This window comes from Pseudomonas sp. XWY-1, from assembly GCF_002953115.1.
Classification (GTDB): domain Bacteria; phylum Pseudomonadota; class Gammaproteobacteria; order Pseudomonadales; family Pseudomonadaceae; genus Aquipseudomonas; species Aquipseudomonas alloputida.
In genome coordinates this window covers 2,607,508-2,632,786 of record NZ_CP026332.1, presented here as the reverse complement: position 1 = coordinate 2,632,786, position 25,279 = coordinate 2,607,508, and the positions used below count along the sequence as shown (strand labels likewise).

Here is a 25,279-nt window from a genome sequence, read left to right as displayed (position 1 = left end):
CTCCTACACGACGGCCTGTGCTCAACCACCGACCTGTGTCCCCCCTGATCAATGAACCGCGCCGGGTGGCCGAATCATGCCAGGCGCCGCTGCACCAGCAGGTGCCGGGCTTTGTCGAACGCCCAGTTGTACACCACGGTGTAGGGCAGGATGATCACGAAGAAGCCCAGCTCCACCATGAACGCCTGCAGCAGCGAAACCTCCAGCATCCAAGCCGCCACCGGCAGGCACCACACCACCAGACCGGCTTCGAAGCCAAGACCGTGCACGAAACGCGTACTGGCCTTCCAGTTGATGCGTTCGGTTTGCACCCAGCGATCGACCAGTGCGTTGTAGACCATGTTCCACAGCATGGCGATCACCGACAGGGTCACCGCCAGCGCGCCCGCCGTTGCCAACGACTTGCCCATGATCCAGGACAGCAGCGGCGCACACAGCAGTACCGCAAAAACTTCATAGCCAACGGCGTGGACCAGGCGTTCGGTGAAAGACACGTTTTTCATTGCAAATCCCATCCATTGCGTGAGTCGTGCTTCCCATTCTCTTTGATAGAACTGATACTCGCGATATAGCTACCATCGGTTTTATCAATACCATGCGTTACTCTCCCGAAGCTCTGGTCGCCTTTACCGAAGCCGCCTCGCTAGGTTCGTTTTCTGCGGCGGCGCGCAAGCTGCGCAAAAGCCAGTCCACTGTCAGCATCGCCATCGCCAATTTCGAGGCCGATATTGGCTGTCCGCTATTTGACCGCAATGGCCGCCACCCCACGCTCAATGAAGCGGGCAGGCAGGTGCTGAGCCATGTCGAGGCGATTCTCGATGCCAGCGCCCAGCTCGATGCGCTGGCAGTGCGACTGGCGCAAAATGTAGAGGCGCTGGTATCTGTGGTGATGTCGGACAGCTACAGCGTAACGTTCCAAGGGGCGGTGATGACTCGTTTCGCCCAGCACTACCCCCATACCGAGCTACGCTGCGGCCCGGCGGAGGACGCTGATGTGATCGAGATGGTCCAGCAGGGCCTGGCCCATGTCGGCATCCTTGCCACACAGCCCGGCTACCCCGCCGACGTGGCCGTGGCGCGCTTGCCGGAGCAGGCAGAGTTCGGCGTATATGTCGCCAGCGAGCATCCGCTGGCGAGCCTGGCGCAGGTACAGGCGCAGCATCTGGAGAACGCCCGACAGCTGTATATCAAGACCTATGCCCCCAGCCTGCACCATGGCCGTGGCCAAGCGTGGTCGGCACCGGATTACCTGACCCTGCTGGAGTTCGCCGTGCGCGGGTTTGGCTGGGCCGAACTGCCCAGGGCACTGGTTAAACGGTTTGGCAACGAGCTGGTGGAGTTGCAGATAGCGGGTTACCCCCGGCGGGTGGATATGGATGTGGCCTGGTCGAGCCGGCGTGCCTTGGGGCCGGCCGGGCAATGGCTGGTGCGACAGATGTTGGGGCAATAGTTGTGTCGCCTGCCCGAACTTGAAGTGCGCCCAGACACAACAACCGGTACACCCAGCGACAAGCCTTCCCCCCACCCCGCCCCTTAGCCTGTCACCACGCGCCGCCCCGCTGCGGCACGCACCCAAAAAGCACAAGAACAAACGTTGGTGACCTATGCAGACAGTAGATCCGATCACCCTTGCGGTTGTCCGGGGTGCGCTGGAGACAGCGCAACGCGAAATGACCCTGACCCTGGAAAAGACCGGGCGCTCCAGTGTGTTCAACCTGGCCCACGACTATTCCAACTCGCTGTTCGACCACTTGCCGGAAATGATCCTGCAGGGCCAGGACATTCCCATCCACCTGGGCTCGCTGATCCCGGCCATGAAGTGCGTGGCCGAGTTCTTCGGCGACGACATCGCCGAAGGCGACGTGATCTACCACAACGACCCCGCCTACAAGGGCAGCCATATTCTCGACTGCTGCATGTACAAACCGGTGTATTACCAAGGCGAGCTGGTGTTCTGGACCGTTTGCAAGGGCCACCTGACCGACATCGGCGGCCCGGTGCCGGCGGGCTACAACCCCGATGCCAAGGAGATCTACGCCGAGGGCCTGCGCATTCCACCGGTCAAGCTGTGGGAAAAGGGCAAGCGTCGTGAGGACGTGATCAACTTCATGCTCACCAACATGCGCGCCCGCCCCTATCAGGAAGGCGACCTCAATGCCCAGTATGGCGCCTGCAAGGTCGGCGAGCGGCACTTGCTGGAGCTGCTGGACAAGTACGGCGTGGCACAGGTGCGTGCCTGCATCGCCGAACTGAAGAACATGGCCGACCGACACATGCGGGCGCTGTTGCGCGATGTGCCGGATGGTGACTACAGCGGCACCGCCGTGCTCGAAGATGCCGGCCACGGCCTGGGTGAACTGGCCATCACCGCCCATGTGCAGATCCGTGGCGACCAGGCCCATGTACGCATCGAAAGCCCGCCGCAGGTGCCGTACTTCATCAATTCCTATGAGGGCAACTCGGTATCCGGGGTGTACCTGGGGCTGATGATGTTCGCCCAGGTGGCGCCGCCTTACAACGAAGGCCTGTATCGCTGCGTAACGGTCGATGTCGGCCCCAGGGGTACGCTGTGCAATGCCGAGGAACCCGCGCCTCACGTCAATTGCACCACCACGCCGATGGAAACCCTCGCCGATGCCGTGCGCACGGCACTGGAACAGGCCTCGCCACAGCGGGTAACGGCCTCCTGGGGGCATACCAGCGGCATCAACATTGCCGGCCGCGACCCGCGCAACGGCAATAGCGAGTACGTGACGATGGTGCTGGCCTCGATCATTTCCGGTGCCGGTGCCAACAAGGTGATGGATGGCTGGCACGCCTGCGGCCCGCTGTGCTGCTTCGGGGCCCTGATGAGCGGTGACATCGAGCTGCTCGAACACGCGTATCCGGTGCTGATCCACCGCTACAGCCTGATGGCCGACAGTGGTGGCGCCGGTGAGTTGCGCGGGGGTTCGGGCACCCGCCTGGAGATCGAACCGCTGGACCACGCCATGACCGTGGTCGGCTTCGGCGAGGGCCGCCAGTTGCCCACCGCCGGTGCCGCCGGGGCTCGCAATGCCCTGCTTGAGCCCAAACTGGGCCGGCTGATCCATCGCCACGCCGATGGCCGCGAAGACCACTACACACAGAACCCCATGCTCACCCTGCAGCCCGGCGAACGCATCATCAACATCAACCCAGGGGGTGGTGGCTACGGCGACCCGCTGCGCCGTCGGGTCGCAGCAGTACTGGAGGACGTGCGCAACGGCCTGGTCTCGCCACAAGGCGCAGCCCTGGAATATGGCGTGGTCCTCGATGCCGATGGCCAACTGGACGAAACAGCCACCCGCCTTGCCCGCGCCCCGCGCTAACCGGAGAACACGCATGCGTAACCAATATCGCCTGGGCGTAGACGCCGGCGGCACTTTCACCGATTTCATCCTGGCCGATCGCGACGGCGGCGTGCAGCTGTTCAAGGCCCCGTCCACGCCCCAGGACGGCACCCTGGCCATTCGCGCCGGCCTGGCACAGATCGCCGACGCCACCGGGCGTAGCCCGGCCGAACTGATCGCCAACTGTGACCTGTGCATCAACGGCACCACCGTGGCCCTCAACGCGCTGATCGAGCGCACCGGGGTCAAGGTGGGCCTGCTGTGCACCGAGGGGCACGAGGACAGCCTGGAAATCCGCCTGGGCCACAAGGAAGAAGGCCACCGCTACGACGCCCACTACCCGCCGGCACACATGCTTGCCCCACGCCACCTGCGCCGCCCGATCGGTGGCCGAATCCTTGGCGATGGTCGTGAGCACAGCCCGCTGGACGAAGCCGCCATCCATGCCGCCATCGACTACTTCCGTGCCGAAGGCGTGCAGGCCGTGGCTATTTCCTTCCTGTGGTCGGTACGCAACCCCAGCCACGAACAGCGGGCCGCCGAACTGGTACGGGCTGCCCTGCCCGAGGTATTCGTCTGCACCGGCTGCGAGGTGTTCCCGCAGATCCGCGAATACACCCGCACCTCCACCACCGTGGTCAATGCCTACCTCAGCCCGGTAATGGCACGTTACGTGGCGCGCATCGACAGCCTGTTCCAGGAGCTTGGCGCACAGCAGCCAGTACGCTACTTCCAGTCCAATGGCGGGCTGGCGCCCGGGCACCTGATGCGTGAGCGCGCCGTCAACGCGATCAACTCCGGTCCGGCCTCAGCACCACAAGCCGGGTTGGCGGTAGCGAGGCCGTTCGGTATCGACAACGTCATTACCGTGGACATGGGCGGCACCTCGTTCGACATCACCCTGACCAACGCCGGACGCACCAACTTCAGCAAGGACGTGGACTTCCTGCGCCAGCGCATCGGCGTGCCGATGATTCAGGTGGAGACCCTGGGTGCCGGCGGTGGCTCCATCGCCCACCTGGACGAGTTTGGCATGCTCCAGGTCGGACCGCGCAGCGCCGGCGCCATGCCTGGGCCGGTGTGCTACGGCAAGGGTGGCCGCGAACCCACGGTCACCGACGCCAACCTGGCTCTTGGCTACCTGCCCGACGGCGCACTGCTGGGCGGCAGTATCCGCCTGAACCGCCAGGCCGCGCTGGACGCCATCCGGAGCAAGGTCGCCGAACCGCTGGGCATCAGTGTGGAACGCGCGGCATTCGGCATCACCACCCTGGTCAACCTGAACATGGTCAACGGCATCCGCCGCGTATCGATCGAGCGCGGTCACGACCCGCGTGACTTCGCCCTGATCGGCGCGGGCGGTGCGGCGGGCATGCACGTGGTGCGCCTGGCCGAAGAAATTGGCATGCACACCGTGCTGATCCCCAAGGTGGCCTCGGGCTTGTGTGCGTTCGGCCAGATCCTGTCCGACGTGCGCTACGACCAGCTCACCAGCCTGTCGATGCGCCTGGACGCCGGGCACGTCGACCTGGCGCAACTCAACCAGACCCTCACCGAACTGCGCCAGCAAGGCCTGGCCAATCTGCGCGAAGACGGTTTTGGCGACCAGGCCAGCAGCTGCCACTACACCCTGGAGATGCGCTACCTGGGGCAAATTCATGAGTGCAGTGTGGACCTGCAGCAGCACAGCCTGGACGAGGCAGGGCTGGCCGCGCTGGTCAGCCGCTTCCACAGCCGCCACCAGACCCTGTACTCGTACAGCGAACCCGACAGCCCGGTGGAGCTGGTGAACCTGGAGTGCTCGGTGATCGGCCACCTGCCACGCCCGCCGCAACCCGAGCTGCAGGGGCCGGCCGAGCCCCCCGCCCCCACCGCGCAATCCGTCCGCCCGATGCTGTTCAGTGCCGACGGTGAATGGCAGCCCACACCGGTGTTCAACGGTAACCACCTGTTGCCAGGGCAGACCGTGCATGGCCCCTGTGTGATCGAGGAAGACACCACCAACATTGTCCTGCCACCCGGCTGGCAGGCGCGCCTGGAGCCTTCGGCCACCTACCGGGTGACACGCGGGGGTTGATCTTGGGGTCGGCGCGCGCCGATCATGGGCCTGACAACCGCCCGGCAGTTTTGCGCTGCCGGGCGGTTCGTACAATAACAAGAGCTGCTTGAGTAGCTTGCCTGCAGTTCCTTTTTTCAATGCTGCCCTCTTTGAAAAAGGACCCACCATGCCCACAGAACTCTCGACCCACGGCTGGCCACAGCCAGAGCGCCAGGTACGCTGGGCCGAAGCCATCAGTGACACCTATTTTCCGCTAAGCCTTGAATTTGCTGCCGGACAGCCGTTCGATGGCCACCTGCAGCGCTGGAGTACGCCGAGCACACCGCTCAGCCTGTCGCGCCTGCGGTCCAGCCAGCTGGGTTACTCGCGCAGCAAAGCGCACATCGGCCAGGACCATGAAGCGTTCTACCTGGTGACCGTGCCGCATGGCAGCGAGGTGCACTTTGAACAGGACGGCCACCAGATCAGTTGCAGCCCGGGCGGTTTCATCGTCGAGCGCGGCGATGCACCCTACCGCTTCCACTACGGCACGCAGAACGACTTGTGGGTGCTCAAGCTGCCCGAGCGTGCGCTCAAAGCCAACCTGCTGGGGCACAAGCGCTATACCCGGCATTGCTTCGATGCCCGTCAGGGCCTGGGGCGCATCTTCGTCGAGCAACTCGACCTGTGTGCCCGCCATTTCGACACCAGCCCCCCGGCAGCCCGGCATTTACTGCTGGAACAGGCCTCCGCCACCCTGCTGCTGGCCTTGCAACAGGATGAGCGCGTGCTGGGCAGCGAAGGCAGCAACCTCAGCACCCTGCACCTGACGCGGGTCGAGCAGTACGTGCAGCAAAACCTGGGTGACCCCGAGCTGTCGCCACAAACCATCGCCAGCGCCTGTGGGCTGTCGCTGCGTTATCTGCACAAGTTGTTCGCGATCACGCCCTACACCCTTGGCGAGTGGGTACGCCGTCAACGCCTGGAGGCCGTGCACCGGCAACTGCTTGACCCGCATTGCCACCTGGCGATCGGCGAACTGGCATTTCGCTGGGGCTTTGCCGATCAGGCGCAGTTCACCCGAGCGTTCCGCCAGCAGTATGGGTGCACGGCGAGCGAGGTGCGGGCTACGCGTACGCACTGATCACAACAACGGAAAATTGCCCGCGCTCACAAGGGGCGCGGTCGCGTTGGCTTGGCGGGCTCAATCCCCCGCCGCCACATCCACCACTTTCCAGCTGTCATCCGGGTCGAAGCGTTTCATCTCCTTCGCCAGCCTGTCGCCATGCGGCCCGAGGTCTTTCTCGAACACTTGGCCGTCATGGCTGATCATGAAGCTCATCACCCCGGTGTCGTCGTACTTGGCCGGCCAGGCGACCATGGCGAAGCCACGGCTCATCTGGTTGCCGATCAGGTAGCTGTAGGCACCGCCCGGGGCGGAGGGGCCCTGTGCATCCAGGATGCGGAAGTGGTAGCCATACCAGGCGTCACCGACCACATCCTGGCCGAACAGCGGGCCCAACGGGCTGACGTCACCGTCGCCATCGTCATCCCAATACAACCCGTCATGCTTGCCCGGCTCGCTGAAAATCTTCTGTGCGTACTCCAGCGCACCATTGCCGTTATGGTCCTGGGTCGCGTAGTCCATTTGCGCATCGTGATAGGCCAGCAGCGACTGCAGAACACCCAGCTCGTTGCGCCCGATACGACGGGCGCGGATTTCGGCACTGCCCGCCTTGAGGTCGAAGCGCCAGCCCTGGCTGGTTCTGGTCAGCGGTATGGGCAAGGTCCAGTGACCGGCGCCCACCGCCAGGATGGCCTTGCCCTCGCCTGACATGTCGATGCTGTGCTGTGCGCGATACTGCTCGAGAAAGGTATCCACATCGCTGCGTTGCACACCACCGCGCGGTATATAGGTGCGCCAGTCATCGCCCAGCAACTGGGCCAGGCGGGCTTCATCAGGTTTTTCCTGGCCCAGCGCCGCGACAAAGGCTTCCACGGCCTTCTCCGGCGTTGAGAAGGCTTGCTGGGCAGCGGCCATGAACGACCAGGCCAGACCTGCCGTCAGCAGCAATGCAGCGAGTGTCGGGCGCTTCATCGACGGCCTCCTGCGCCGCGACGCGCGGGCGCACTGGGCCGGGAGATCGGGTGCCCGGCGGCACGCGACGCACCGGGCCGCTGAGCGAACGACTGGCTGGTACGGCCGCGGTTGGCCTGTGCGCTGGTGCGCGACGGTGAGCGCACGCCGTCGAAAGCATTGTTGCGGGCACGGCCTGCCGTATTGGCAGGACGGCTCTGCGCCAGCGGCCGCGCCTGGCCGTCGCCCTGCCGGCGTTGATTGGCCAGGTTGCCGTTCTGCTGGCGGCCTTGGTCATTGCGGGTTTCCTGCCGACGGTCAGTCGCCCGCGCGCCATCATCACGGGACGGCATGCGGTTTCCGTCAGGATTGCCTGCCTTGGCCTCGCGCATTTGCTCGCGGGCCTGACGGTTACTGGTAGCCGGCCGTTCGATACCTGCGCGGTCCATCGATGCCCGGGCTTTGTCTCGGGCCTGGGCCCGTTGGGCGTCGTCGCCGCGGAACGCAGTGCGCTGAGTGGCACCGTCCAGCTGGCGGCCGTACTGCTGACGGCTGCGAGAATCACGGTATGGCACCCCGTCGCGGTTGGCGGCATTGTGCTGCCATTTGTTCTGGTTGTTGGTGATGCGGTTGTTCACGTTGAGGTTGTTGTAGCGGTTGACGTCAATGTCGATGTCATTGTTGTCCCAGTCGCAATCGCCCCACAGCGAGGCGACGATCGCCACGCCGGTACCGAAGGCCAGGCCGGCCACCAGCGCGGAACCGGGGTAGTACATGGGCGGCGGCGGGTAATACACCGGCGGCGAGGCCGGGTAGGCCCAAGTGCCATAGGTGGTGGTCGGGTTATAGCTGGGCACATACACCACTTGCGGGTCGGCCGGCTCGATGACGATGGTGGTGGGCGGGCTGCTGGCCGCTGCCCCTTGGGTGCTACTGCCGCTGGCGGCTGGAGCAGGTGCGGTCTGCACGGTTACGTTCTGGTACTGGCTGCTCTGCAGATTGCCGGCGGCCTGCGCCTGGTGGCGCAAACGCTGCACGCTGCCCATGACATCATCGGGCTGAGCGAGGAAAGCATCGCCCAGGCGCTGCACCCAGACCGGGTCCTGGCCAAGCGTTGCCAGCACCTGCGGGAAGGCCACCAGTGCCTGTACGCTAGGGTCCCAGGGCTGCTTGGCCACTTGCCTGACTGCATCATCACCAGTGGCCTTGGGGTTGGCCTTGGACCAGGTCACGGCTTCATTGACCTGCCCCGGGTAGGTTGACGCCATCAGCACCTGAGCCAGCAACTGATCGGGGTACAAGGCAATGGGGGCAAGCATCTGGTCCAGTTGCTCCTGGGAGAACACCGGGTCCTTGGCCGCGGGCGTGGCAGCGGATGGTGCCGGCGGCGCGGGCACGTCTTCGGCCAGCACCAGGCCCGGGGCAGCGCTCAGGCAAAGCAGTGCCGACAGGACAGCAAACAATGGCATGCGCATCGCTTATCCCCATGAGGTCAGACCGCGTGGGTTAAGGGTAGCAATGGCGGTGCTTTTGACCAGACGAGGGGACGCAAACTTTTCGCGCTTCAACGGTGGGATGGTTGATGCGTTCGAGTCTATAGGTGGACTTCGCCGGAACCGTCGATAGTCACTATCGAGCAGGGCAATTTCTACCGAACGCTGTGGCCGCATAACCTAGCGTCATCCCCACGCTGCTTCCTAGACTGCCCTGGAGCTAACCGATGAATACCTTGGCCCGCCAGCTGTCCGCCACCCTTGTCGTTTTTGCCATCGCCGTGATCAGCGGCTGTGCCAGCCACCCTGAACTGCGCCCGTACACCGCCGAGGAAACCCGCCAGTTGCAACTGGAAGCCTTACAGCGCCGCGGCCTGTCGCTGGACAATTACGAGCAGCAACGGCGGGTGATCCTGCGTGCCGGTAACCTGCCTGTCGTGACCGAGGCTGCCGACGCTGAACCTTCGACCAAAGGCTGAACGGGCTAACCGGCGGTTCCCTCCCTCCACTTGCGCAGGTATCCTCTACCGCTCAACCGCAAGCCTTCCAGGACGGAGACCATGATCAGGCCCCTTCTGTTGCTGAGTGCTGCACTGCTTTTAAGCCCCGCGTCGCAAGCCCAGCAGATGAAACGCCAACTGGGCGATTTCGACTTCACACTCGGCACCACCCCCTCACGCAGTATGGCGCAAGGGCTTATCTCACCCAGTGCCGTTGGCGCATTCCATGGCGGGCTCGACCTCAGCCACCCCAGTGGCTGGTACCTGGGCCAGTACGCCCCAAGCATGGGCGTCACCCCCGACTCGACCCTGCGCCTGGACAGCTACCTGGGCTACAAGCACCATTTCGACAGCAGCCTGGGCTATGAGGTAGGGTTGATCCATTACAGTCAGCCCAATATCGCAGGCCCCGACAGCTACGCCCTGTATGGGGGTATTTCGGTGCTGGGCAGCCGCTTCGGCGGGGCGCTGCGCGACAACCCCGACAACCGCACGGGCACGCTGTTCGCCGACTTCGGCCATCTGCCGATGTTCGACGTCGACTTCACCGTCAAGCTCGCCCACCACCGCTTGGGCACGCCGTTCACCATTGGCGATGGCAGCCAGGTGAATACCTTTTCCGATTGGTCACTGGAGCTGTCGCGGCCCTGGCTGGGCATCGACCTGAACCTGATCTACAGCAACTCCAGCCTGAGTGGCGCGAGCTGCGATGCCTATTCGGGCATCAATACCTATTGCGACAGCGTGGTCACACTCAAGGCCCAGCGCAGCTTTTTTTAACGGCGCGGCGCCAGCGCCAGGGCAATCCCGCCCAACACCACCACACAGGCGATCAACAAGCGCAACGACACCGGTTCGCCAATCAGCGCAACCCCGCCCAGTGCGGCAATCACCGGCACACTCAGTTGCAGGGTCGCCGCCTGTTGCGCACTGATCTGCCTGACCACGCCATACCAAACGGCATAGCCTGCGCCAGAAGCCAGCACGCCGGAACCCAGGGCATACAACAAGCCAAGCGGTGTGAGGTGCGGGCCGGCACCCAGCAACAGCATCGGTAGCAGCAGCACCAGGCACGGCAAACTGCGGGCAAAATTGCCGACAGTGTCGGCCAGCGGCCTGGGCGAGCCTTTGCCCAGTAGCGTATATACCCCCCAGGCCACACCGGACAGGGCCATCAGCAAGGTACTGGCCAACGGCGGCGCGGAAACGCCGGGCAACAGCAGCACCAGCAGGCCGGCAAAGGCAATCAGCATGCCCAGCAGCATGCGTACAGTGATGTGTTCGCCCCTGTACCACGCAAAGCTGAACATGGTGATCTGCACGGCACCGAACAGCAACAACGCCCCTGCACCTGCGCCCAGTTGCAGGTACGCCGCAGAAAACAGGAACGCGTACAGGAACAGGGCCAGGCCGCCCCACCAACTGCCGCCCATGGCCTGCACCGGCTTGCGCAGGCGAATCAGCAACAGCAGAAACAGCGCACCACTGGCCAGACGTACCACGGTAAAGGATACCGGGTCGATCGCCCCGTCCTTCAGCGCCAGCCGGCAGAACACCGAGTTGGCGGCAAACGCCACCAGGCTGAAAAGAGCAGGCCAAAGCCAGGCGCTGGTCTTGCGGTCAGTAAGCGTGGTCGTGCCTGTACTCATGGTGTGGTCACCTCTGAGTGGGATTGTTGTTATAGCGGCATTTAGTCAGGACCGGCACCGATATACAAGGAAGAACCACCGTGAGGATGGCACCGGCTACGCCGGTGTTCGCGGGTAAACCCGCTCCTACGGGCGACCGCGTCGGCTTTTCAGGTTTTGAGCAAGACGGCGGCTACTGCTTCGATCTCCACCAGCATGCCGTCCAGTGCCAGCCGGGGCACCGGTATCAGCGTGCAGGTCGGTTTCATGTGCGCTCCCCAGGCCCTGTCGGCCTCAGCCACCCATTGGTGCAGGCGCGCTTCGGAGTGCTCGACAATCAGCAGGGTCAGCTTGAACACCTGGGCCAGGCTGGCACCTTTCGACGCCAGGGCCCGCTCCAGGTTGGCCAGCGCCTGCCGGGCCTGTTCGGCGAACACGGGTGACAACTGGCCCTGGCTATCCTCCCCACCCTGACCGGCGATGAACAGCAGACGGCTGTCAGCGCGCACTTCGGCGACATGGGAGTAGGCGTTGCCACTGGGGTCGTAGAGGCCTTCGGGGTTGCTCAGCTGGAATGCGCTTGATGGGGTCACGACAAGCCCTCGCTCGGTTGAAAGAGCGCCGGAGTATCGGACCTTAAGCTAACTCGAGGTCAAGCATAAAGTAGGAAATTTCGTACAAGGCATCGTCATGTCAAAACCACGCGTGTGTTTGCGCAGTGGCTGTAAGGCCGTAGGCTCTGTACGAAAAGTCTTGAGACGCAGGTCAGGCAAGGCGAAAACAGCCGAGGAACGGCCGGGGTCGCGCCCGACTGTACTGGAGTACATGAGCATTCCGAGGCTGTTTTCAACGCAGCATGAACAAGTATCAGGGCTTTTCGTACAGAGCCAAGATTGCAAAGCCCGGCATGGAGGCCTTTAACCAACAAGGAAAAACCGATGAGCAAATTTGATTTTCAGCTGGCCTATACCATCAAGCCGCACAACGCTCCACGCGATGAAACCGATGCGGCACAGGCACGTCTGCACCTGCGGGAAAAGCTCGGCCTGGACACCGTCGAGCACATTGAAACCACGCTGCTTGGCATGATCACGCTCAATGGCACCACCCTCGCTGACCGCAAGCGGGAAGCTGAAAAGCTGGTCCGCGACTACATCCATGACGCGCTCAAGGAACTGCGCGTACTGTCCACCGTGAAGTTCTACGGCTGCCTGATGGTGGACGGGCTGGGGCCGGCCATACGCTTCGACATCCTGCCCAAATGAACCTCGACGGCCTCAGGCGCCCCCGCGCCCGAGGCCGCAAACCGTCATTTTTCCTGCAGCACCGCCCTGCCCTTCACCGCCCGCGGCCCGCGCCAGGCCCAGAACAGCAAACCGGGGAATGGGGCGTAGACCACGAAAACGATCCACAGCATCTTGCGCTCGGCGCGCCGTTCACTGCCGATGATGTGCCAGATGGCCCAGATCTCCAGCAGGATGACCAAGGCCGCGATGATGATCCAGATCGTACCGATTTCCATGAGCGCTCTCCCAATGGCATGTATTGGGTTGGGTTGCTGCAAGCGCTGAGGGTTCAGATTGATTTGACTCACCGCGCCTCTTTGCAGGCGCGGCGATAGGGCCTCATTGCCGTGGTGCATTCTCCAGTGCAGCCTTCAACGCCGCTGCATCGGTAAACGCCCGTTGGCTGACCAGCACGCCCTGCTGCAGTTGCAACCACTGCACCTGGCCCTCCTGCCCGGGGTAACGGCTGGCCACTCGCCCATCACGGTCGAGCAGCACCCGGTAGCTGTAATCGCGCATGGCCGGGACCGCGAACAGTTTGCTGATCAGCGCAGGCATGCGCTGAATGTCGGCCACGAATACAGCGGCCCGTGCTTCCAGGTAGCCCTTGGGCTGCTCGGCCAGTGCCGCCTTGACCAGCTTGGCACCGTCCATATCGCGCGCCACCAGCAGAATCTGCGTGTCGGCAGCAAGGCTATAGGCCTGGTCGTACTGGTCGAGCAGCGTGAACGGGGCGAGCTTGTCGCCCTGCTCCAGGGCGTTGGCCAGCAACGGCAACAGGCTGAGCAACACTACAGCGGCATATCTCATCAGCGGCATCCTCAATGACGGGAGGTCAGCATAGCGGTAAAGCACCAGGACAGGCTGGTTTGCCTGAACACGACCTGTAATACGACACAGCCACCGGGGAGATTGTCTTTCCTCCGGGCACCGTCCACACTCTGCGGGCCAGCCAGGAAGCGGAGTCCAGAGTGCCCACGCCACGCCAGTTCAGCCAAAAGACCAGCACCAGCAACATGCTACGGCTCAAAACAAGCAGCGCCAATGCCCAGGCGCCCTATCGGGTCGACTTCATCCTGCTCGAACACTTCTCGATGGCCAGTTTCACGGTGGCCATGGACGTACTGGTCACGGCCAACCTGCTACGTGCCGACAGCTTCCAGTTCACCCCGCTGTCGCTGGACGGCGACCGGGTGCTCAGCGACCTGGGGCTGGAACTGGTGGCCACCGAGCTGTCCGCTGCGGCGCTGAAGGAGCTGGACCTGTTGGTGGTCTGTGGCGGCTTGCGCACCCCCCTGAAGTACCCGGAACTCGATCGCCTGCTGGACGATTGCGCGGCCCACGGCATGGCCTTGGGCGGCTTGTGGAACGGCGCCTGGTTCCTTGGCCGTGCCGGGGTGCTGGACGACTACGGTTGCAGCATCCACCCCGAGCAACGGGCCAGCCTGTCGGAGCGCAGCCCGCAAACCCGCATCACCCCGGCCAGTTTCACCCTCGACCGTGACCGCCTCAGCGCCGCCAGCCCCAATGGCGCCATGGAGCTGATGCTGGGCCTGGTGCGCCGGCTGTATGGTGATGGCCTGGCCGAAGGCGTCGAGGAAATCCTGTCATTCTCCGGTGCGCGCTACCGCCAGGTGGGTCCTGGAGCGAAGAAGTCCATGAGCCTGCACCTGCGCACCATTGTCGAGCTGATGGAGAACAACCTGGAGGAAACCCTCAGCCTCGATCAGCTGGCCGCCTATAGCGGGCGCTCGCGGCGGCAGATAGACCGCCTGTTCCAGGCCCAGCTGGGCACGTCGCCCCGGCGCTACTACATGGAGCTGCGCATCACCAAGAGCCGCCGGCTGCTGCAGTATTCCGACCTGTCGGTGATGGAGGTGGCAGTGGCCTGCGGGTTTGTCTCGGTGTCGCACTTCAGCAAGTGCTATGCAGCGTATTTCGGCTACCCGCCGTCGCGCGAGCAACGGCTGGGCGAGTGACCCAGGCTTCGAGTCAGCCCAGGCGCTCGAGCAATCTCAGGTACGAGGCTCGAGCTGGATATACCGCAACACCGCATCACAGATCATGGCTTTGTGGCGCAGCTTTATTTGCTCATCAGACAGGTCGATCTGGAAGATCTCGCCAAACGTATGGCGGTTCGACACCCGGTAGAAGCAGAACGAGCTCATCAGCATGTGCAGGTCGATGACCTCGATGCCAGCGCGGAACACGCCTTCCTGAACGCCACGGCGCAGGGTGTTGCCCAAGGCCTCCAGCACCAGGCTGCTCATTTCGCGAATGGCCGGCGACTGCTTGACGTACTCGCCATAGTGGATGTTTTCGGTGCAGATGATGCGCACGAAATCGACGTTGCGGTCATGGTGATCGAAGGTGAACTCCACCAGCCGGCGGATCGCCTGCTCAGCCGGTAACGACTCCAGGTCCAGGCTCTGCTCGGTCTTGCGGATATCCCCGTACAACTTCACCAGGCACTCGCAATACAGCTGCTCCTTGCTGCCGAAGTAGTAGTAGATCATGCGCTTGGAAGTGGCGGTGCGTTCGGCAATGGCGTCGACGCGGGCGCCGGCCAGCCCTTGCTGAACGAACTCGCTGATGGCGGCCTGGAGGATGTCCTCGCGTGTTTTCTCAGGGTTGTTCTTGCGCGTTTTGCGCACCCCTTCGGTTTCAGGCTGGCCGAGGCCGACTACGGAATCACTCATACCCACTCACAGGCTGTTTATTGGAATGCGGGGGATTATCCGTTAGCGCGGCCATGCAGGGAAGCACGCTGTTGGTCGGGTAGCCATCATGCCTTGGCCATCGGCAAGCCTTTCTCGGTTCATGGCCGCTCCCGCAAGGATAGACGCCAAGCCCATACAAACAAAAGGATATAAAAATAACAAAACAATCTAACAAACTGGAATATATAAATTGAAAGCCAAACGCCACCTCCTTAGTCTGGGCAGATCGCCTCTCACCCGATTCAAGGAGCAATGCCCATGCCCAAACATGCTTTCTCCCCGCTACGCCGCCTGCTGATCGGCGGCTTGCTGGCCAGCGTCGCCAGCGCCCTGCTGCCCTGGTCCGAAGCCATTGCCGACGACGCCAGGACACTGCGCATCGGCTACCAGAAATTCAACAGCATCAACATCCTCAAAGGCAGCGGCGCCCTGGAGAAGGCCCTGGCACCGCAAGGTGTGAAGGTCAGCTGGCATGAGTTCGCCGCAGGCCCCCAGCTACTGGAGGCACTGAGCACCGGCGCCATCGACCTCGGCCACGCAGCCGATGCCCCCTCGGTGTTCGCCCAGGCCGCCGGCAAGCCTGTGGTCTACCTGGCCGCCGAACAACCCTACCCACGCGGCATTGGACTGGTCGTGCGCGAGCAGGACCACCTGGCCAGTGTGCAGGACCTGAAAGGTAAGCGCGTGGCCACCGGCCGCGGCTGGAATGCCCAATACCTGCTGGCCGTAGCCCTGCAGCAGGCTGGCCTCAGTTACAAGGACATTACCCCCGCCTACGTCAACAATGCCGCCGATGCCGTGGCCGCCCTGCAATCGGGCAGTGTGCAGGCCGTGACCCTTTGGGACCCGTTCCTCGCCGCCGCAGAAAGCCAGCCAGGGTTGAAAAACCTGCGCGACGGCAGCGGCCTGTCCAACAACCGCACCTTCTACCTGTCCACAGCCCGCTATGCCGACGAGCACCGTGCACTGCTGAAAACCTTCTTTGCCGAGCTGGGCAAGGTCAGCCAGTGGGCCAACGCCAAGCCCGCCGAAGTGGCCGCGCTGCTGGCACCGCAGCTGGGGATCAGCACCCAGGTGCTGGAAGTGGCCAGCGAACGGCGCAACTACAACGCCGTCGCTATCACCCCGCAGATCGTTGCCGAACAACAGAAGCTGGCGGACACCTTCCAGGGCCTGGGCCTGATTCCACGCAAGCTACAGGTGGCCGAAGCGGTCTACCCGGCTTCCGTGTTGCCTTGAACGGAGCGCGCTGACCATGCCTCGCCCGATCCGCTTCAACGCCTTCAGCATGAACGCTGCCAGCCACCAGTCCCCTGGGCTGTGGCGCCATCCGCGCAACACCAGTGTGGCGTTCAACCGCCTGAGTTACTGGACCGACCTGGCCCGCCTGCTCGAACGCGGCCTGTTCGACGCCCTGTTCATCGCCGATGTGCTGGGTATCTACGACGTCTATCAAGGCAGCCCGCAAGCCGCCCTGCGCGGTGGCGTGCAGGTGCCGGTCAATGATCCGCTGCTGCTGGTGCCGGCGATGGCCGGGGTGACCGAGCACTTGGGTTTCGGTGTCACCTTTTCGCTGACCTACGAACACCCCTACCCCTTCGCCCGGCGCATGTCCACGCTCGACCACCTGAGCAATGGCCGGGTCGGCTGGAACATCGTCACCGGGTATCTGGACAGCGCTGCGCGCAACCTCGGCCTGGCGCGTCAACTGGGCCACGACCAACGCTATGACCTGGCCGAGGAATACCTGCAGGTGCTGTACAAGCTGTGGGAGAAAAGCTGGGACGACGACGCTGTGCTGCTGGAGCGTGAAAGCGGGCGCTATATCGAACCCTCGCGGGTACACCCGATCAACCATGTGGGCGAGCACTTCCAGGTGCCCGGCATGCACCTGTGCCAGCCGTCGCCGCAACGCACCCCGGTGTTGTTCCAGGCCGGTGCGTCGGCACGCGGTCAGCAGTTTGCCGCACGGCATGCCGAATGCGTGTTCATCAGCGGGCCAACGCCAACGGTGTTGCGCCGCTACGCCGACGGCATCCGCCAGGCCTGCGAAGCGGCCGGGCGGGGCCGTGACGAAGTGCTGATCTACGCCCAGGCGCTGTTGATCGTCGCCCCCACGCGGGAAGAGGCCGAGGCCCGCTTTAACGACTATCGCCGCTATGTCGACCTGGACGCTGCCCTGGCGCTGCTGTCAGGCTGGACCGGTATCGACTTCGCCGGCCTCGACCCCGATGCACCGATCGAGTACGTCGAGAACGATGCTGGCCGTGCTGCCCTGGCAGCCTTTACCGCCGCCGACCCCACTCGCCGCTGGACCGTACGCGAAGCCGCCGAGTTCGTTGGCCTGGGCGGTCGCGGCCCCGTGCTGATCGGCGCTGCCAGCGAGGTGGCCGACCAGCTGGAAACCTGGCTGGACCATACCGGTATCGACGGTTTCAACCTGACCTACGCCGTGCAACCGGACGACCTGGCCAATGTAGTCGACCTGCTGGTGCCCGAGCTGCAACGGCGCGGCCGCTACCCGCTGAGCTACACCGAGGGCCCCCTGCGCCACAAGCTGTTCGGCCGCGGCGGCCAGCTGCCCGAACAGCACGTTGGACGTCAGGTCAGCATTCAGTGATCAAATACCGGGTATTCCAACATTTAATTTGTGGATGCCACGCACTCGACCCTATTCTGTGGCCACATCCCCTGCGCCGCACCGGCCGGTGCGGTTCAAGGCATGGGGAGAGAACAACAAGTCGAGATCGTCCATGTCGAACCATTCGTACTTCGCCCCCCACGGTGGGCACCCGGCTCAAACCGAGCTGCTGACTGACCGTGCCATGTTCACCGAAGCCTATGCCGTCATCCCCAAAGGCGTGATGCGTGACATCGTCACCAGCCACCTGCCCTTTTGGGACAAGATGCGCATGTGGGTCATCGCCCGCCCGCTGACCGGTTTTGCCGAAACGTTCTCCCAGTACATCGTCGAACTGGCCCCGGAAGGCGGCAGCGAGCGCCCTGAGCTGGACGCCGATGCGGAAGCCGTGGTGTTCATCGTCGAAGGCGAACTGGACATCACCGTCGAAGGCAAACACCACACCCTGGTACCTGGTGGCTACGCCTTCCTGGCCCCGGGCGCCGAGTGGAGCCTGCGCAACAACAGCAAGTCCAACGTCACCTTCCACTGGCTGCGCAAGCACTACCAGAAGGTTGAAGGCCTGGACGTACCGGAATCCTTCGTCACCCACCGCGACAACGCCACCGTCATCGAGATGCCGGGCACCGAAGGCCGCTGGAAAACCACCCGCTTTGTCGACATGGCCGACATGCGCCACGACATGCACGTGAACATCGTCACCTTCCAGCCGGGCGGTGTGATTCCGTTCGCAGAAACCCACGTGATGGAACACGGCCTGTACGTGCTGGAAGGCAAGGCAGTGTACCGTCTGAACCAGGACTGGGTCGAAGTGGAAGCCGGCGACTTCATGTGGCTGCGCGCCTTCTGCCCGCAAGCCTGCTACGCCGGCGGCCCAGGCAACTTCAGCTACCTGCTGTACAAGGACGTGAACCGTCACGTACACCTGACACTGAACCCCAAGCGCTAAGCCCAGGCTGATGCCCGCAAGCCCGCCAACCTGGCGGGCTTTCTGTTTGCCGCGCATACTGAAATACCCACCCCTGCAGGGTACCGGCCATGAACCGCTGCCTGCTGCTCGCGGCCTTGCTGCTGTGCGCCTCTGCCCTGGCCGCCGATGACTGGCACCTGGCCTACGACCGCGAAGGCATTCGCGTGTACCTGAAAGATGCAGGCGACTCGCCCTACCAGCAGTTTCGTGGTGTCAGCACCATGAAAGCCAGCGTGCGCACGCTCACTGACCTGCAGGATAACCTGCGGGTGGCCTGCAAGTGGCTGTACGCCTGTGACCAGATGCGGCTGCTGGATGTGGAGGGTGACAACACCTGGGTGTACCTGACCACCCAGCTGCCTTGGCCGGCGAGGCCACGGGACATCGTGCTGAAAGTGACCAGCGAACGCCTGGTCGACGGTACCCTGGTGCGCCACCTGAGCGCCGATCCCGACAGGATCCCCAAGGTTGACGGCCTGATCCGGGTAGAGCACCTGAGTGGTGTGTGGCAGATGAAACCGCTGGGTGACCGGGTGACCGAGGTGACCTACCAGTTGCAAGCCGCCCCTGCCGGGGATGTGCCAGGGTGGCTGGCCAACCGGTTTGTGGTGGATACGCCGGTGGTGACGTTGCGTACGTTGCGAGCGGTGGCTGAGCGCCAACCTTGAAGTGCCGGCAGGCCATAGGCCGACAGCAGCAGGGCCAGCAGCTTTTTATGCAATACACCTGGCAAAAGGCCTGGCTCAGCGGTCACATCTTGTAGGTCGACAGCAGGATGCTGGTCTCGGTGTTCTCGATATGCGGGATCGAGCGGATGGCGTTCAGCGCTCGGTCGAACGCTTCGAGGGTGTCGGCGCGCAGCTCTGCCATCAAGTCCCAGCGGCCATTGGTGGTGTGGATGGCCACCACATTGGGATGCCCGCGCAGCGCGTGCTTGACCTCTGCGGCATGGTGGCCGCTGATGCCGATGCTGGTGATTGCCCGCACCCCCTGGTCCAGCGCATCGGAGCGCAGACGCACCGTATAACCGATGATCACACCCTGCTCTTCAAGCCGGGTGATGCGGTTATGCACCGTTGCCCTGGCCACCTTCAGCTTCTTCGCCAGGGTCAGCACAGGGGTACGTGCGTTGTCCCGCAACAGTGCAATCAGTTCCCGATCGATCGTGTCCATAAGCCTGCCAAATAATCAGATTGCTACGTTGGGTTGGCAGATTGTCCAGAAGCCTGACGAAACTGACAACCTGTATGCTTCCGATTGGCGCAACCTGTCATCAAAATGTTCATGCGGCTTCACTTCGATAATCTCAAGCGCTTACCCCGCACTGCTGGGCAAGCGCACAATAACAAGGTGCAAGAGCATGACGTATTTCATTGATGTTCCAACCATGTCGGACTTGGTGCATGACATTGGCGTAGCGCCGTTTATTGGCGAGCTTGCCGCTGCCCTGCGGGACGATTTCAAACGCTGGCAGGCGTTTGACAAGTCCGCGCGCGTTGCCAGCCACTCGGAAGTGGGCGTGATCGAACTGATGCCGGTCGCCGACAAAAGCCGCTATGCCTTCAAATACGTCAACGGCCACCCGGCCAATACTGCACGCAACCTGCATACGGTGATGGCCTTCGGTGTACTGGCCGATGTCGACTCCGGTTACCCGGTGCTGCTGTCCGAACTGACCATCGCCACCGCCCTGCGCACCGCAGCGACTTCGCTGATGGCAGCCCAGGCACTGGCCCGCCCGAACGCGCGCAAGATGGCGCTGATCGGCAACGGCGCGCAAAGCGAATTCCAGGCCCTGGCCTTCCACAAGCACCTGGGCATCGAAGAAATCGTCGCCTACGACACCGACCCGCTGGCCACCGCCAAGCTTATCGCCAACCTCAAGGAATACAGCGGCTTGACCATCCGCCGGGCCAGCTCGGTAGCCGAGGCAGTGAAAGGCGTGGACATCATCACCACGGTAACGGCCGACAAGGCCTGCGCCACCATCATTACCCCCGACATGCTGGAGCCCGGTATGCACCTGAACGCCGTGGGTGGTGACTGCCCTGGCAAAACCGAGCTGCACGCCGATGTGCTGCGCAACGCGCGGGTGTTCGTCGAGTACGAGCCACAAACCCGTATCGAAGGTGAGATCCAGCAGCTGCCGGCGGACTTTCCGGTGGTCGACCTGTGGCGCGTGCTGCGCGGAGAAACCGAGGGCCGCCAAAGCGACAGCCAGGTCACTGTATTCGATTCGGTGGGCTTCGCCCTCGAAGACTACACCGTACTACGGTACGTACTACAGCAAGCCGAAAAGCGCGGGATGGGCACCAAGATCGACCTGGTGCCGTGGGTGGAGGACGACCCGAAAGACCTGTTCAGCCACACCCGAGGCCGCGCTGGCAAAAGGCGTATCCGACGGGTTGCCTGACATTGAATCGGGTTGGTCGAAAGTGTGTGTGGGCTTTGGGTCATGTACAAGCGCATCGACCACAGATCGTCAGATCCCACCGCCCGCCAGCAACTGCGTCATCACCTCAGCCAGCGCCTTGACCATCACATCCGCCGTCGGCCGGTGCACGATGACGATCTCATAGCTGTCGACCTCCGGCAGCCCTTGCCCGGCCCCCAACACCCTGTGCTCGCCGGTGGCCGCCCTGGGTGGCAGCAGGCTGATACCCATGCCATCGGCGACCGCAGCCTGGATGCCACTGAGGCTGGAGCTGGTAAAGCTGATGCGCCAGCGCCGGCCCATGCCTTCGATGGCGTTGATCATGTCCTCGCGGTACAGGCCGCGTGGCGGAAAGGTGACCAACGGGATCGGGTCCAGCTCGAAGGCGGGCGTGCGCGCACTGTCGATCCACTGCAGACGCTCTGGCCAACAGGCCACGCCCTCACGGCTGTTGCGCCGCTGCTTGAGCAGCACCAGGTCAAGTTCGCCATTGTCATAGGCCTGGCTCAGGTCACGGCACAAGCCACTGGTCACTTCGAGCTTCACCTGTGGGTGCAGCCGGCTGAATGCCGATAGCGCATTGGTGGTACGCCCGCCCACGAAGTCCTCGGGCACGCCAAGCCGTACCGTGGTGCCCACCATCGCCCCGGCCAGGGCTTCAAGCATCTGATCGTTCAGGGCCAGCATGTGCCGGGCATAGCCGAGCAAGGTCTGCCCGGCGTCGGTCGGCAGAACGTCACGGTTGCCCCGCACCAACAGGCGGTGGCCGACCATGTCTTCCAGGCGGCGCACCTTCTGGCTGATCGTCGACTGGGTCGAATGCAGCCGCGCGGCAGCGGTGGTGAAGCTGCCGCAGTCTGCCACCACGACAATGGCGCGCAGCAGGTCGAGGTCGAACAGAGCCCTATTCGATTTCACGCTGATAGACATCTAGATATTCAACTACTGAATGGCAAGTCTGCGTTCTATCACGGCTAGTCACCGAGGGCCACTCCTTCCCGCCGGGGATCGGCACCGCCTGACCAACCCTCGCCGCTGCGCTGGATGATCTGCATGCCGCTGGTCATGGTCATCGGTGTCACCTCATGCCCCCACGCTGCCAACTGGCGGATCAGCGCCGGGCTGCTCAGCCCTGCTTCCACTTCGGTGCCGGCATTGCGGCTGCCGAAGTTGGGCAGGTCGGCGGCCTGCTGCGGGTCGAGCCGCCAATCCAGCAGGCCGACCAGCGCCTTGTTCACGTAACCGATGATCTGCGAACCACCCGGCGAACCGAGGCTCGCGACAAACTCGCCCGTGGCACGCGAGAACACCAACGTCGGCGCCATGGCCGACAGCGGCCGTTTGCCCGGCTGCACCCGATTGGCCACCGGCTTGCCGTGCTCGTGGGGGATGAACGAGAAGTCGGTCAGCTGATTGTTGAGCAGGAAGCCCTTGACCATCAGGTGCGAGCCAAATGCGGCCTCCACCGAGGTGGTCATGGCCAGGGCCTGGCCGCTGTCATCCACCGCACTGAGGTGAGAGGTGGAGATGCGCAGTGGCGAGCGGTCGGGCGCAAGCGCCAGGTCCGCTCCTTGCGGCTGGCCCGGGCGGGCGCGTTTCATGCTGTGCTCGCCGATCAGCGCCGCGCGGCTGGCCAGGTAAGCAGAATCGGTCAGGGCCTTGACCGGGACGGGCACGTAGTCGTTGTCGGCCAGGTACTGAGCGCGGTCGGCGTAGGCCAGGCGCTCGGCCTCGGCGATCAGGTGCACGGCCAACGGCGGGGCTTCCAGGCGGGCCGGGGACGAGGTGGCCAGCGGTCGCAGCGCTGCCAGGTCGCGTTGCGGCGCGGTGCGCTGCACGGCTTCGAGCAGGCCCAAGGTCTGCAGCACGGTCACCCCACCCGATGAGGGTGGCGGCATGCCGCATATTTGCCAGGCCTTGTAGGGGCCACACAACGGCTCGCGCTCCTTGGCCTGGTACTGCTGCAAGTCCTGCAACGACAGATACCCGGCATTGGCATGGCCACGCACCTTGGCGACGATGGCTTCGGCAATTTCACCGCTGTAGAACACCTCGGGCCCCTGTGCGGCGATCTGCTCCAAGGTATGGGCCAACTCAGGGTTGCGCAGGATCGTACCCACGGCCAACGGCCTACCCTGTTCATCCAGGAAGTAACGGGCCATTGCGGGTGAACGGGCAATGTAGGGGTCCCCGGCCAGTAGCGTGTGCAGGCGCTCGGAAACCGCGAAGCCGTTGCGTGCCAAGGCGATGGCCGGGGCGAACAGGTCGTGCCAGGGCAACTTGCCGTGCTGCTCGTGGGCCTGTTTCAGGGCACGCAGCACCCCGGGCACGCCCACCGAACGCCCACCGATCTGCGCCACCCGGAACGGCATGGGTGTGCCATCGGCTTGCAGGAACAGTTTTTCCGTCACCGCCGCAGGTGCTGCCTCACGCCCGTCGAATGCCTGCACGCGCTTGCCATCCCAGTACAGGATGAACGCCCCGCCGCCGATCCCACTGGACTGCGGCTCGACCAGTGTCAGCACCATCTGCATGGCGATGGCGGCGTCAATCGCACTGCCGCCGGCACGCAACATCGCCCGCCCCGCTTCACTGGCCAGCGGGTTGGCTGCGGCGACCATGTGCCGGCTGGCGTGCACCGGCTGCAAACCGCTGCGGTAGCCGGAGGCCAGTTCCGGTGGCGCGGGCAATACCTGGTCGGCACCGGCCCAGTTACTGGTAACCAGCAGGCACAGAGCGCCGATCAGCGGGGTGGGATATTTCATCGTCATGCATCCTGCCATCACCTATTCAGCGAAGCACTGTCGGTCATACGCAGTCTCGACTTCAAGCCTTCGTGTAATTACCGGCAAGCCATTCGCTGACCAATGCAGCCTTTGCTCTTTGCGTGAGTGCCAGGTTTGCGCAATGACAGATCAGGTCACTTCTTCGAACGGCAGCCCCACATAGTTCTCGGCAATGTTCACCAGGCCCGCCGGCGAGGTCAGGAAGTACTCGCGGTCAGCTTCCTGCATCTTCTGGTCCCAGGCGTCCTTGTGGCTACCGAAGTCATGCAGCAGTTGGGTCATGAACCAGCTGAAGCGCTCGCCCTTCCACACGCGGCGCAGTGCCAGCGGCGAGTATTGTGCAAGCAGGTCGACGCGCCCTTCGTGGTACACCTTGACCAGAATGCGGTACAGGTAGTTGACGTCCGAGGCCGCCAGGTTAAGGCCTTTGGCACCCGTAGGGGGGACGATGTGCGCCGCGTCCCCCACCAGGAACAGGTGACCATATTGCATGGGTTCGACCACCAGGCTACGCAGCGGCGCGATGCTTTTTTCCAACGCGGGGCCTGTGACCAGGTCCGCCGCCACCTCGGCGGGCAAACGGGCTTTCAGTTCGTCCCAGAAACGCTCGTCAGACCACTCCTCGACCCGATCCTGCAAAGGTACCTGCAGGTAATAGCGGCTGCGTGTTTGCGAGCGTTGGCTACACAACGCGAAACCGCGCTCATGGTGGGCGTAGATCAGCTCGTGATTGACCGGCGGGGTGTCCGACAGCAGGCCCAGCCAGCCAAACGGGTAAACCCGCTCATACTGTTTCAGCACGCCCTCCGGGATGCTCTGCCGCGAGATGCCGTGGAAGCCGTCGCAGCCGGCGATATAGTCGCAGTCAACCCGCTGCACCCGGCCATCCTTTTCGAACGTCAGGTAGGGCTTCTCGCCTTTCAATTCATGCGGCTGAACGTTGGCGGCTGAATAAATGATCGGCGCACCACTGGCTTCGCGGGCCTGCATCAGGTCACGGGTGACTTCGGTCTGGCCGTAGACCATCACCGTCTTGCCGCCGGTCAGGGCTTTGAGATCCAGACGCTGGCGGCGCCCGCCAACCAGCAGTTCGACCCCCTCGTGCACCAGGCCTTCACGGTCCATGCGCTCGGCCACACCGGCCTCGCGCAGCAGGTCGACCGTGCCTTGCTCCAACACCCCGGCGCGGATGCGGCCTAGTACGTACTCGGCGGTCTGGCGTTCGACGATGATGTTATCGATACCGGCCTTGTGCAGCAGCTGGCCCAGCAGCAGGCCAGACGGACCTGCACCAATAATTGCAACCTGAGTTTTCATTGTTGTTGTCTCTGTTCG

General features: G+C 63.6%; 25 protein-coding genes. 13 read left to right on the top strand and 12 right to left on the bottom strand.

Annotated features, from left to right (window positions below):
* Window positions 1-74: 74 nt before the first annotated feature.
* The gene (locus tag PRJ_RS12290) at window positions 75-503 is read right to left on the bottom strand and encodes a multidrug/biocide efflux PACE transporter (protein WP_064493384.1); all 429 of its coding nucleotides are present in this window, start codon (window positions 501-503) and stop codon (window positions 75-77) included.
* A gap of 92 nt (window positions 504-595) precedes the next feature.
* Here PRJ_RS12290 and PRJ_RS12285 point away from each other — a divergent pair, with 92 nt between their 5' ends.
* The 4 genes from PRJ_RS12285 to PRJ_RS12270 all read left to right on the top strand — a co-directional run bounded on the left by PRJ_RS12285 (window position 596) and on the right by PRJ_RS12270 (window position 6,553).
* Window positions 596-1,450 (top strand): LysR family transcriptional regulator, encoded by an 855-nt coding sequence (locus PRJ_RS12285; protein ID WP_104887739.1) that lies wholly within the window; start codon window positions 596-598, stop codon window positions 1,448-1,450.
* A 154-nt stretch (window positions 1,451-1,604) separates the two neighbouring features.
* Window positions 1,605-3,350: a hydantoinase B/oxoprolinase family protein gene (locus PRJ_RS12280; protein ID WP_012052132.1), complete on the top strand. Its 1,746-nt coding sequence runs from the start codon at window positions 1,605-1,607 to the stop codon at window positions 3,348-3,350.
* A gap of 13 nt (window positions 3,351-3,363) precedes the next feature.
* Window positions 3,364-5,448, top strand: a complete 2,085-nt coding sequence (locus PRJ_RS12275) for a hydantoinase/oxoprolinase family protein (protein WP_104961517.1) — start codon at window positions 3,364-3,366, stop codon at window positions 5,446-5,448.
* Between the two features lie 148 nt (window positions 5,449-5,596).
* Window positions 5,597-6,553: a helix-turn-helix domain-containing protein gene (locus tag PRJ_RS12270; protein WP_104961516.1), complete on the top strand. Its 957-nt coding sequence runs from the start codon at window positions 5,597-5,599 to the stop codon at window positions 6,551-6,553.
* A gap of 60 nt (window positions 6,554-6,613) precedes the next feature.
* Here the strand turns inward: PRJ_RS12270 and PRJ_RS12265 are convergent, their stop codons facing one another.
* The gene (locus tag PRJ_RS12265; RefSeq protein ID WP_104961515.1) at window positions 6,614-7,507 is read right to left on the bottom strand and encodes a DUF2950 domain-containing protein; all 894 of its coding nucleotides are present in this window, start codon (window positions 7,505-7,507) and stop codon (window positions 6,614-6,616) included.
* Window positions 7,504-8,961 carry a DUF3300 domain-containing protein gene (locus PRJ_RS12260; protein ID WP_104961514.1) on the bottom strand — a complete coding sequence of 486 codons (1,458 nt, stop codon included), beginning with the start codon at window positions 8,959-8,961 and terminating at the stop codon, window positions 7,504-7,506. Before PRJ_RS12260 ends, PRJ_RS12265 begins: the two co-directional genes overlap by 4 nt.
* Before the next feature lie 245 nt (window positions 8,962-9,206).
* On the opposite strand from PRJ_RS12260, the gene PRJ_RS12255 reads away from it, so the two are divergent.
* Together PRJ_RS12255 and PRJ_RS12250 are read left to right on the top strand one after the other, a co-directional pair.
* On the top strand, window positions 9,207-9,458 hold the full coding sequence (locus PRJ_RS12255; RefSeq protein WP_064614264.1) for a hypothetical protein: 252 nt from the start codon (window positions 9,207-9,209) through the stop codon (window positions 9,456-9,458).
* 81 nt (window positions 9,459-9,539) lie between these two features.
* Window positions 9,540-10,259, top strand: a complete 720-nt coding sequence (locus PRJ_RS12250) for a TorF family putative porin (RefSeq protein ID WP_104961513.1) — start codon at window positions 9,540-9,542, stop codon at window positions 10,257-10,259.
* Here the strand turns inward: PRJ_RS12250 and PRJ_RS12245 are convergent.
* The gene (locus tag PRJ_RS12245; protein WP_104961512.1) at window positions 10,256-11,128 is read right to left on the bottom strand and encodes a DMT family transporter; all 873 of its coding nucleotides are present in this window, start codon (window positions 11,126-11,128) and stop codon (window positions 10,256-10,258) included. The two genes, PRJ_RS12250 and PRJ_RS12245, sit on opposite strands and share 4 nt — an antisense overlap.
* 149 nt (window positions 11,129-11,277) lie before the next feature.
* Window positions 11,278-11,700: a RidA family protein gene (locus PRJ_RS12240; RefSeq protein WP_010954380.1), complete on the bottom strand. Its 423-nt coding sequence runs from the start codon at window positions 11,698-11,700 to the stop codon at window positions 11,278-11,280.
* Window positions 11,701-12,045: 345 nt separating this feature from the next.
* On the opposite strand from PRJ_RS12240, the gene PRJ_RS12235 reads away from it, so the two are divergent.
* Window positions 12,046-12,372: a hypothetical protein gene (locus tag PRJ_RS12235; RefSeq protein ID WP_020192653.1), complete on the top strand. Its 327-nt coding sequence runs from the start codon at window positions 12,046-12,048 to the stop codon at window positions 12,370-12,372.
* Between the two features lie 44 nt (window positions 12,373-12,416).
* Here PRJ_RS12235 and PRJ_RS12230 read toward each other — a convergent pair whose 3' ends face one another.
* Together PRJ_RS12230 and PRJ_RS12225 are read right to left on the bottom strand one after the other, a co-directional pair.
* Entirely contained in the window at window positions 12,417-12,629 is a 213-nt protein-coding gene (locus PRJ_RS12230; protein WP_003247877.1) for a PLDc N-terminal domain-containing protein, read from the bottom strand.
* Window positions 12,630-12,732: 103 nt separating this feature from the next.
* Entirely contained in the window at window positions 12,733-13,203 is a 471-nt protein-coding gene (locus PRJ_RS12225; RefSeq protein ID WP_012052122.1) for a hypothetical protein, read from the bottom strand.
* Between the two features lie 161 nt (window positions 13,204-13,364).
* Between PRJ_RS12225 and PRJ_RS12220 the strand changes: the two genes are divergently transcribed.
* On the top strand, window positions 13,365-14,372 hold the full coding sequence (locus tag PRJ_RS12220) for a GlxA family transcriptional regulator (protein WP_003247873.1): 1,008 nt from the start codon (window positions 13,365-13,367) through the stop codon (window positions 14,370-14,372).
* Between the two features lie 36 nt (window positions 14,373-14,408).
* Here PRJ_RS12220 and PRJ_RS12215 read toward each other — a convergent pair whose 3' ends face one another.
* Complete coding sequence (locus PRJ_RS12215; protein WP_014590743.1) at window positions 14,409-15,092, bottom strand: TetR/AcrR family transcriptional regulator; 684 nt, start codon at window positions 15,090-15,092, stop codon at window positions 14,409-14,411.
* Window positions 15,093-15,371: 279 nt separating this feature from the next.
* On the opposite strand from PRJ_RS12215, the gene PRJ_RS12210 reads away from it, so the two are divergent.
* The 4 genes from PRJ_RS12210 to PRJ_RS12195 all read left to right on the top strand — a co-directional run bounded on the left by PRJ_RS12210 (window position 15,372) and on the right by PRJ_RS12195 (window position 19,392).
* Window positions 15,372-16,352 (top strand): aliphatic sulfonate ABC transporter substrate-binding protein, encoded by a 981-nt coding sequence (locus PRJ_RS12210; RefSeq protein WP_004577028.1) that lies wholly within the window; start codon window positions 15,372-15,374, stop codon window positions 16,350-16,352.
* A gap of 16 nt (window positions 16,353-16,368) precedes the next feature.
* On the top strand, window positions 16,369-17,733 hold the full coding sequence (locus PRJ_RS12205; RefSeq protein WP_104961511.1) for an LLM class flavin-dependent oxidoreductase: 1,365 nt from the start codon (window positions 16,369-16,371) through the stop codon (window positions 17,731-17,733).
* 133 nt (window positions 17,734-17,866) lie between these two features.
* Entirely contained in the window at window positions 17,867-18,703 is an 837-nt protein-coding gene (locus PRJ_RS12200; RefSeq protein ID WP_003247865.1) for a bifunctional allantoicase/(S)-ureidoglycine aminohydrolase, read from the top strand.
* Between the two features lie 89 nt (window positions 18,704-18,792).
* Window positions 18,793-19,392, top strand: coding sequence for an START domain-containing protein (locus PRJ_RS12195; RefSeq protein ID WP_104961510.1), 600 nt, complete (start codon window positions 18,793-18,795; stop codon window positions 19,390-19,392).
* Between the two features lie 82 nt (window positions 19,393-19,474).
* Here PRJ_RS12195 and PRJ_RS12190 read toward each other — a convergent pair whose 3' ends face one another.
* Window positions 19,475-19,897 carry an Lrp/AsnC family transcriptional regulator gene (locus PRJ_RS12190; RefSeq protein ID WP_010954389.1) on the bottom strand — a complete coding sequence of 141 codons (423 nt, stop codon included), beginning with the start codon at window positions 19,895-19,897 and terminating at the stop codon, window positions 19,475-19,477.
* Between the two features lie 187 nt (window positions 19,898-20,084).
* Between PRJ_RS12190 and PRJ_RS12185 the strand changes: the two genes are divergently transcribed.
* Window positions 20,085-21,137, top strand: coding sequence for an ornithine cyclodeaminase (locus PRJ_RS12185; RefSeq protein ID WP_104961509.1), 1,053 nt, complete (start codon window positions 20,085-20,087; stop codon window positions 21,135-21,137).
* Between the two features lie 69 nt (window positions 21,138-21,206).
* Here the strand turns inward: PRJ_RS12185 and PRJ_RS12180 are convergent, their stop codons facing one another.
* The 3 genes from PRJ_RS12180 to pobA form a co-directional block, all read right to left on the bottom strand.
* Entirely contained in the window at window positions 21,207-22,088 is an 882-nt protein-coding gene (locus PRJ_RS12180; RefSeq protein ID WP_010954391.1) for a LysR substrate-binding domain-containing protein, read from the bottom strand.
* A gap of 44 nt (window positions 22,089-22,132) precedes the next feature.
* Window positions 22,133-23,923, bottom strand: a complete 1,791-nt coding sequence (gene ggt / locus PRJ_RS12175; protein ID WP_104961508.1) for a gamma-glutamyltransferase — start codon at window positions 23,921-23,923, stop codon at window positions 22,133-22,135.
* A 150-nt stretch (window positions 23,924-24,073) separates the two neighbouring features.
* Window positions 24,074-25,261 carry a 4-hydroxybenzoate 3-monooxygenase gene (gene pobA / locus PRJ_RS12170; RefSeq protein ID WP_104961507.1) on the bottom strand — a complete coding sequence of 396 codons (1,188 nt, stop codon included), beginning with the start codon at window positions 25,259-25,261 and terminating at the stop codon, window positions 24,074-24,076.
* Between the last annotated feature and the right edge of the window lie 18 nt (window positions 25,262-25,279).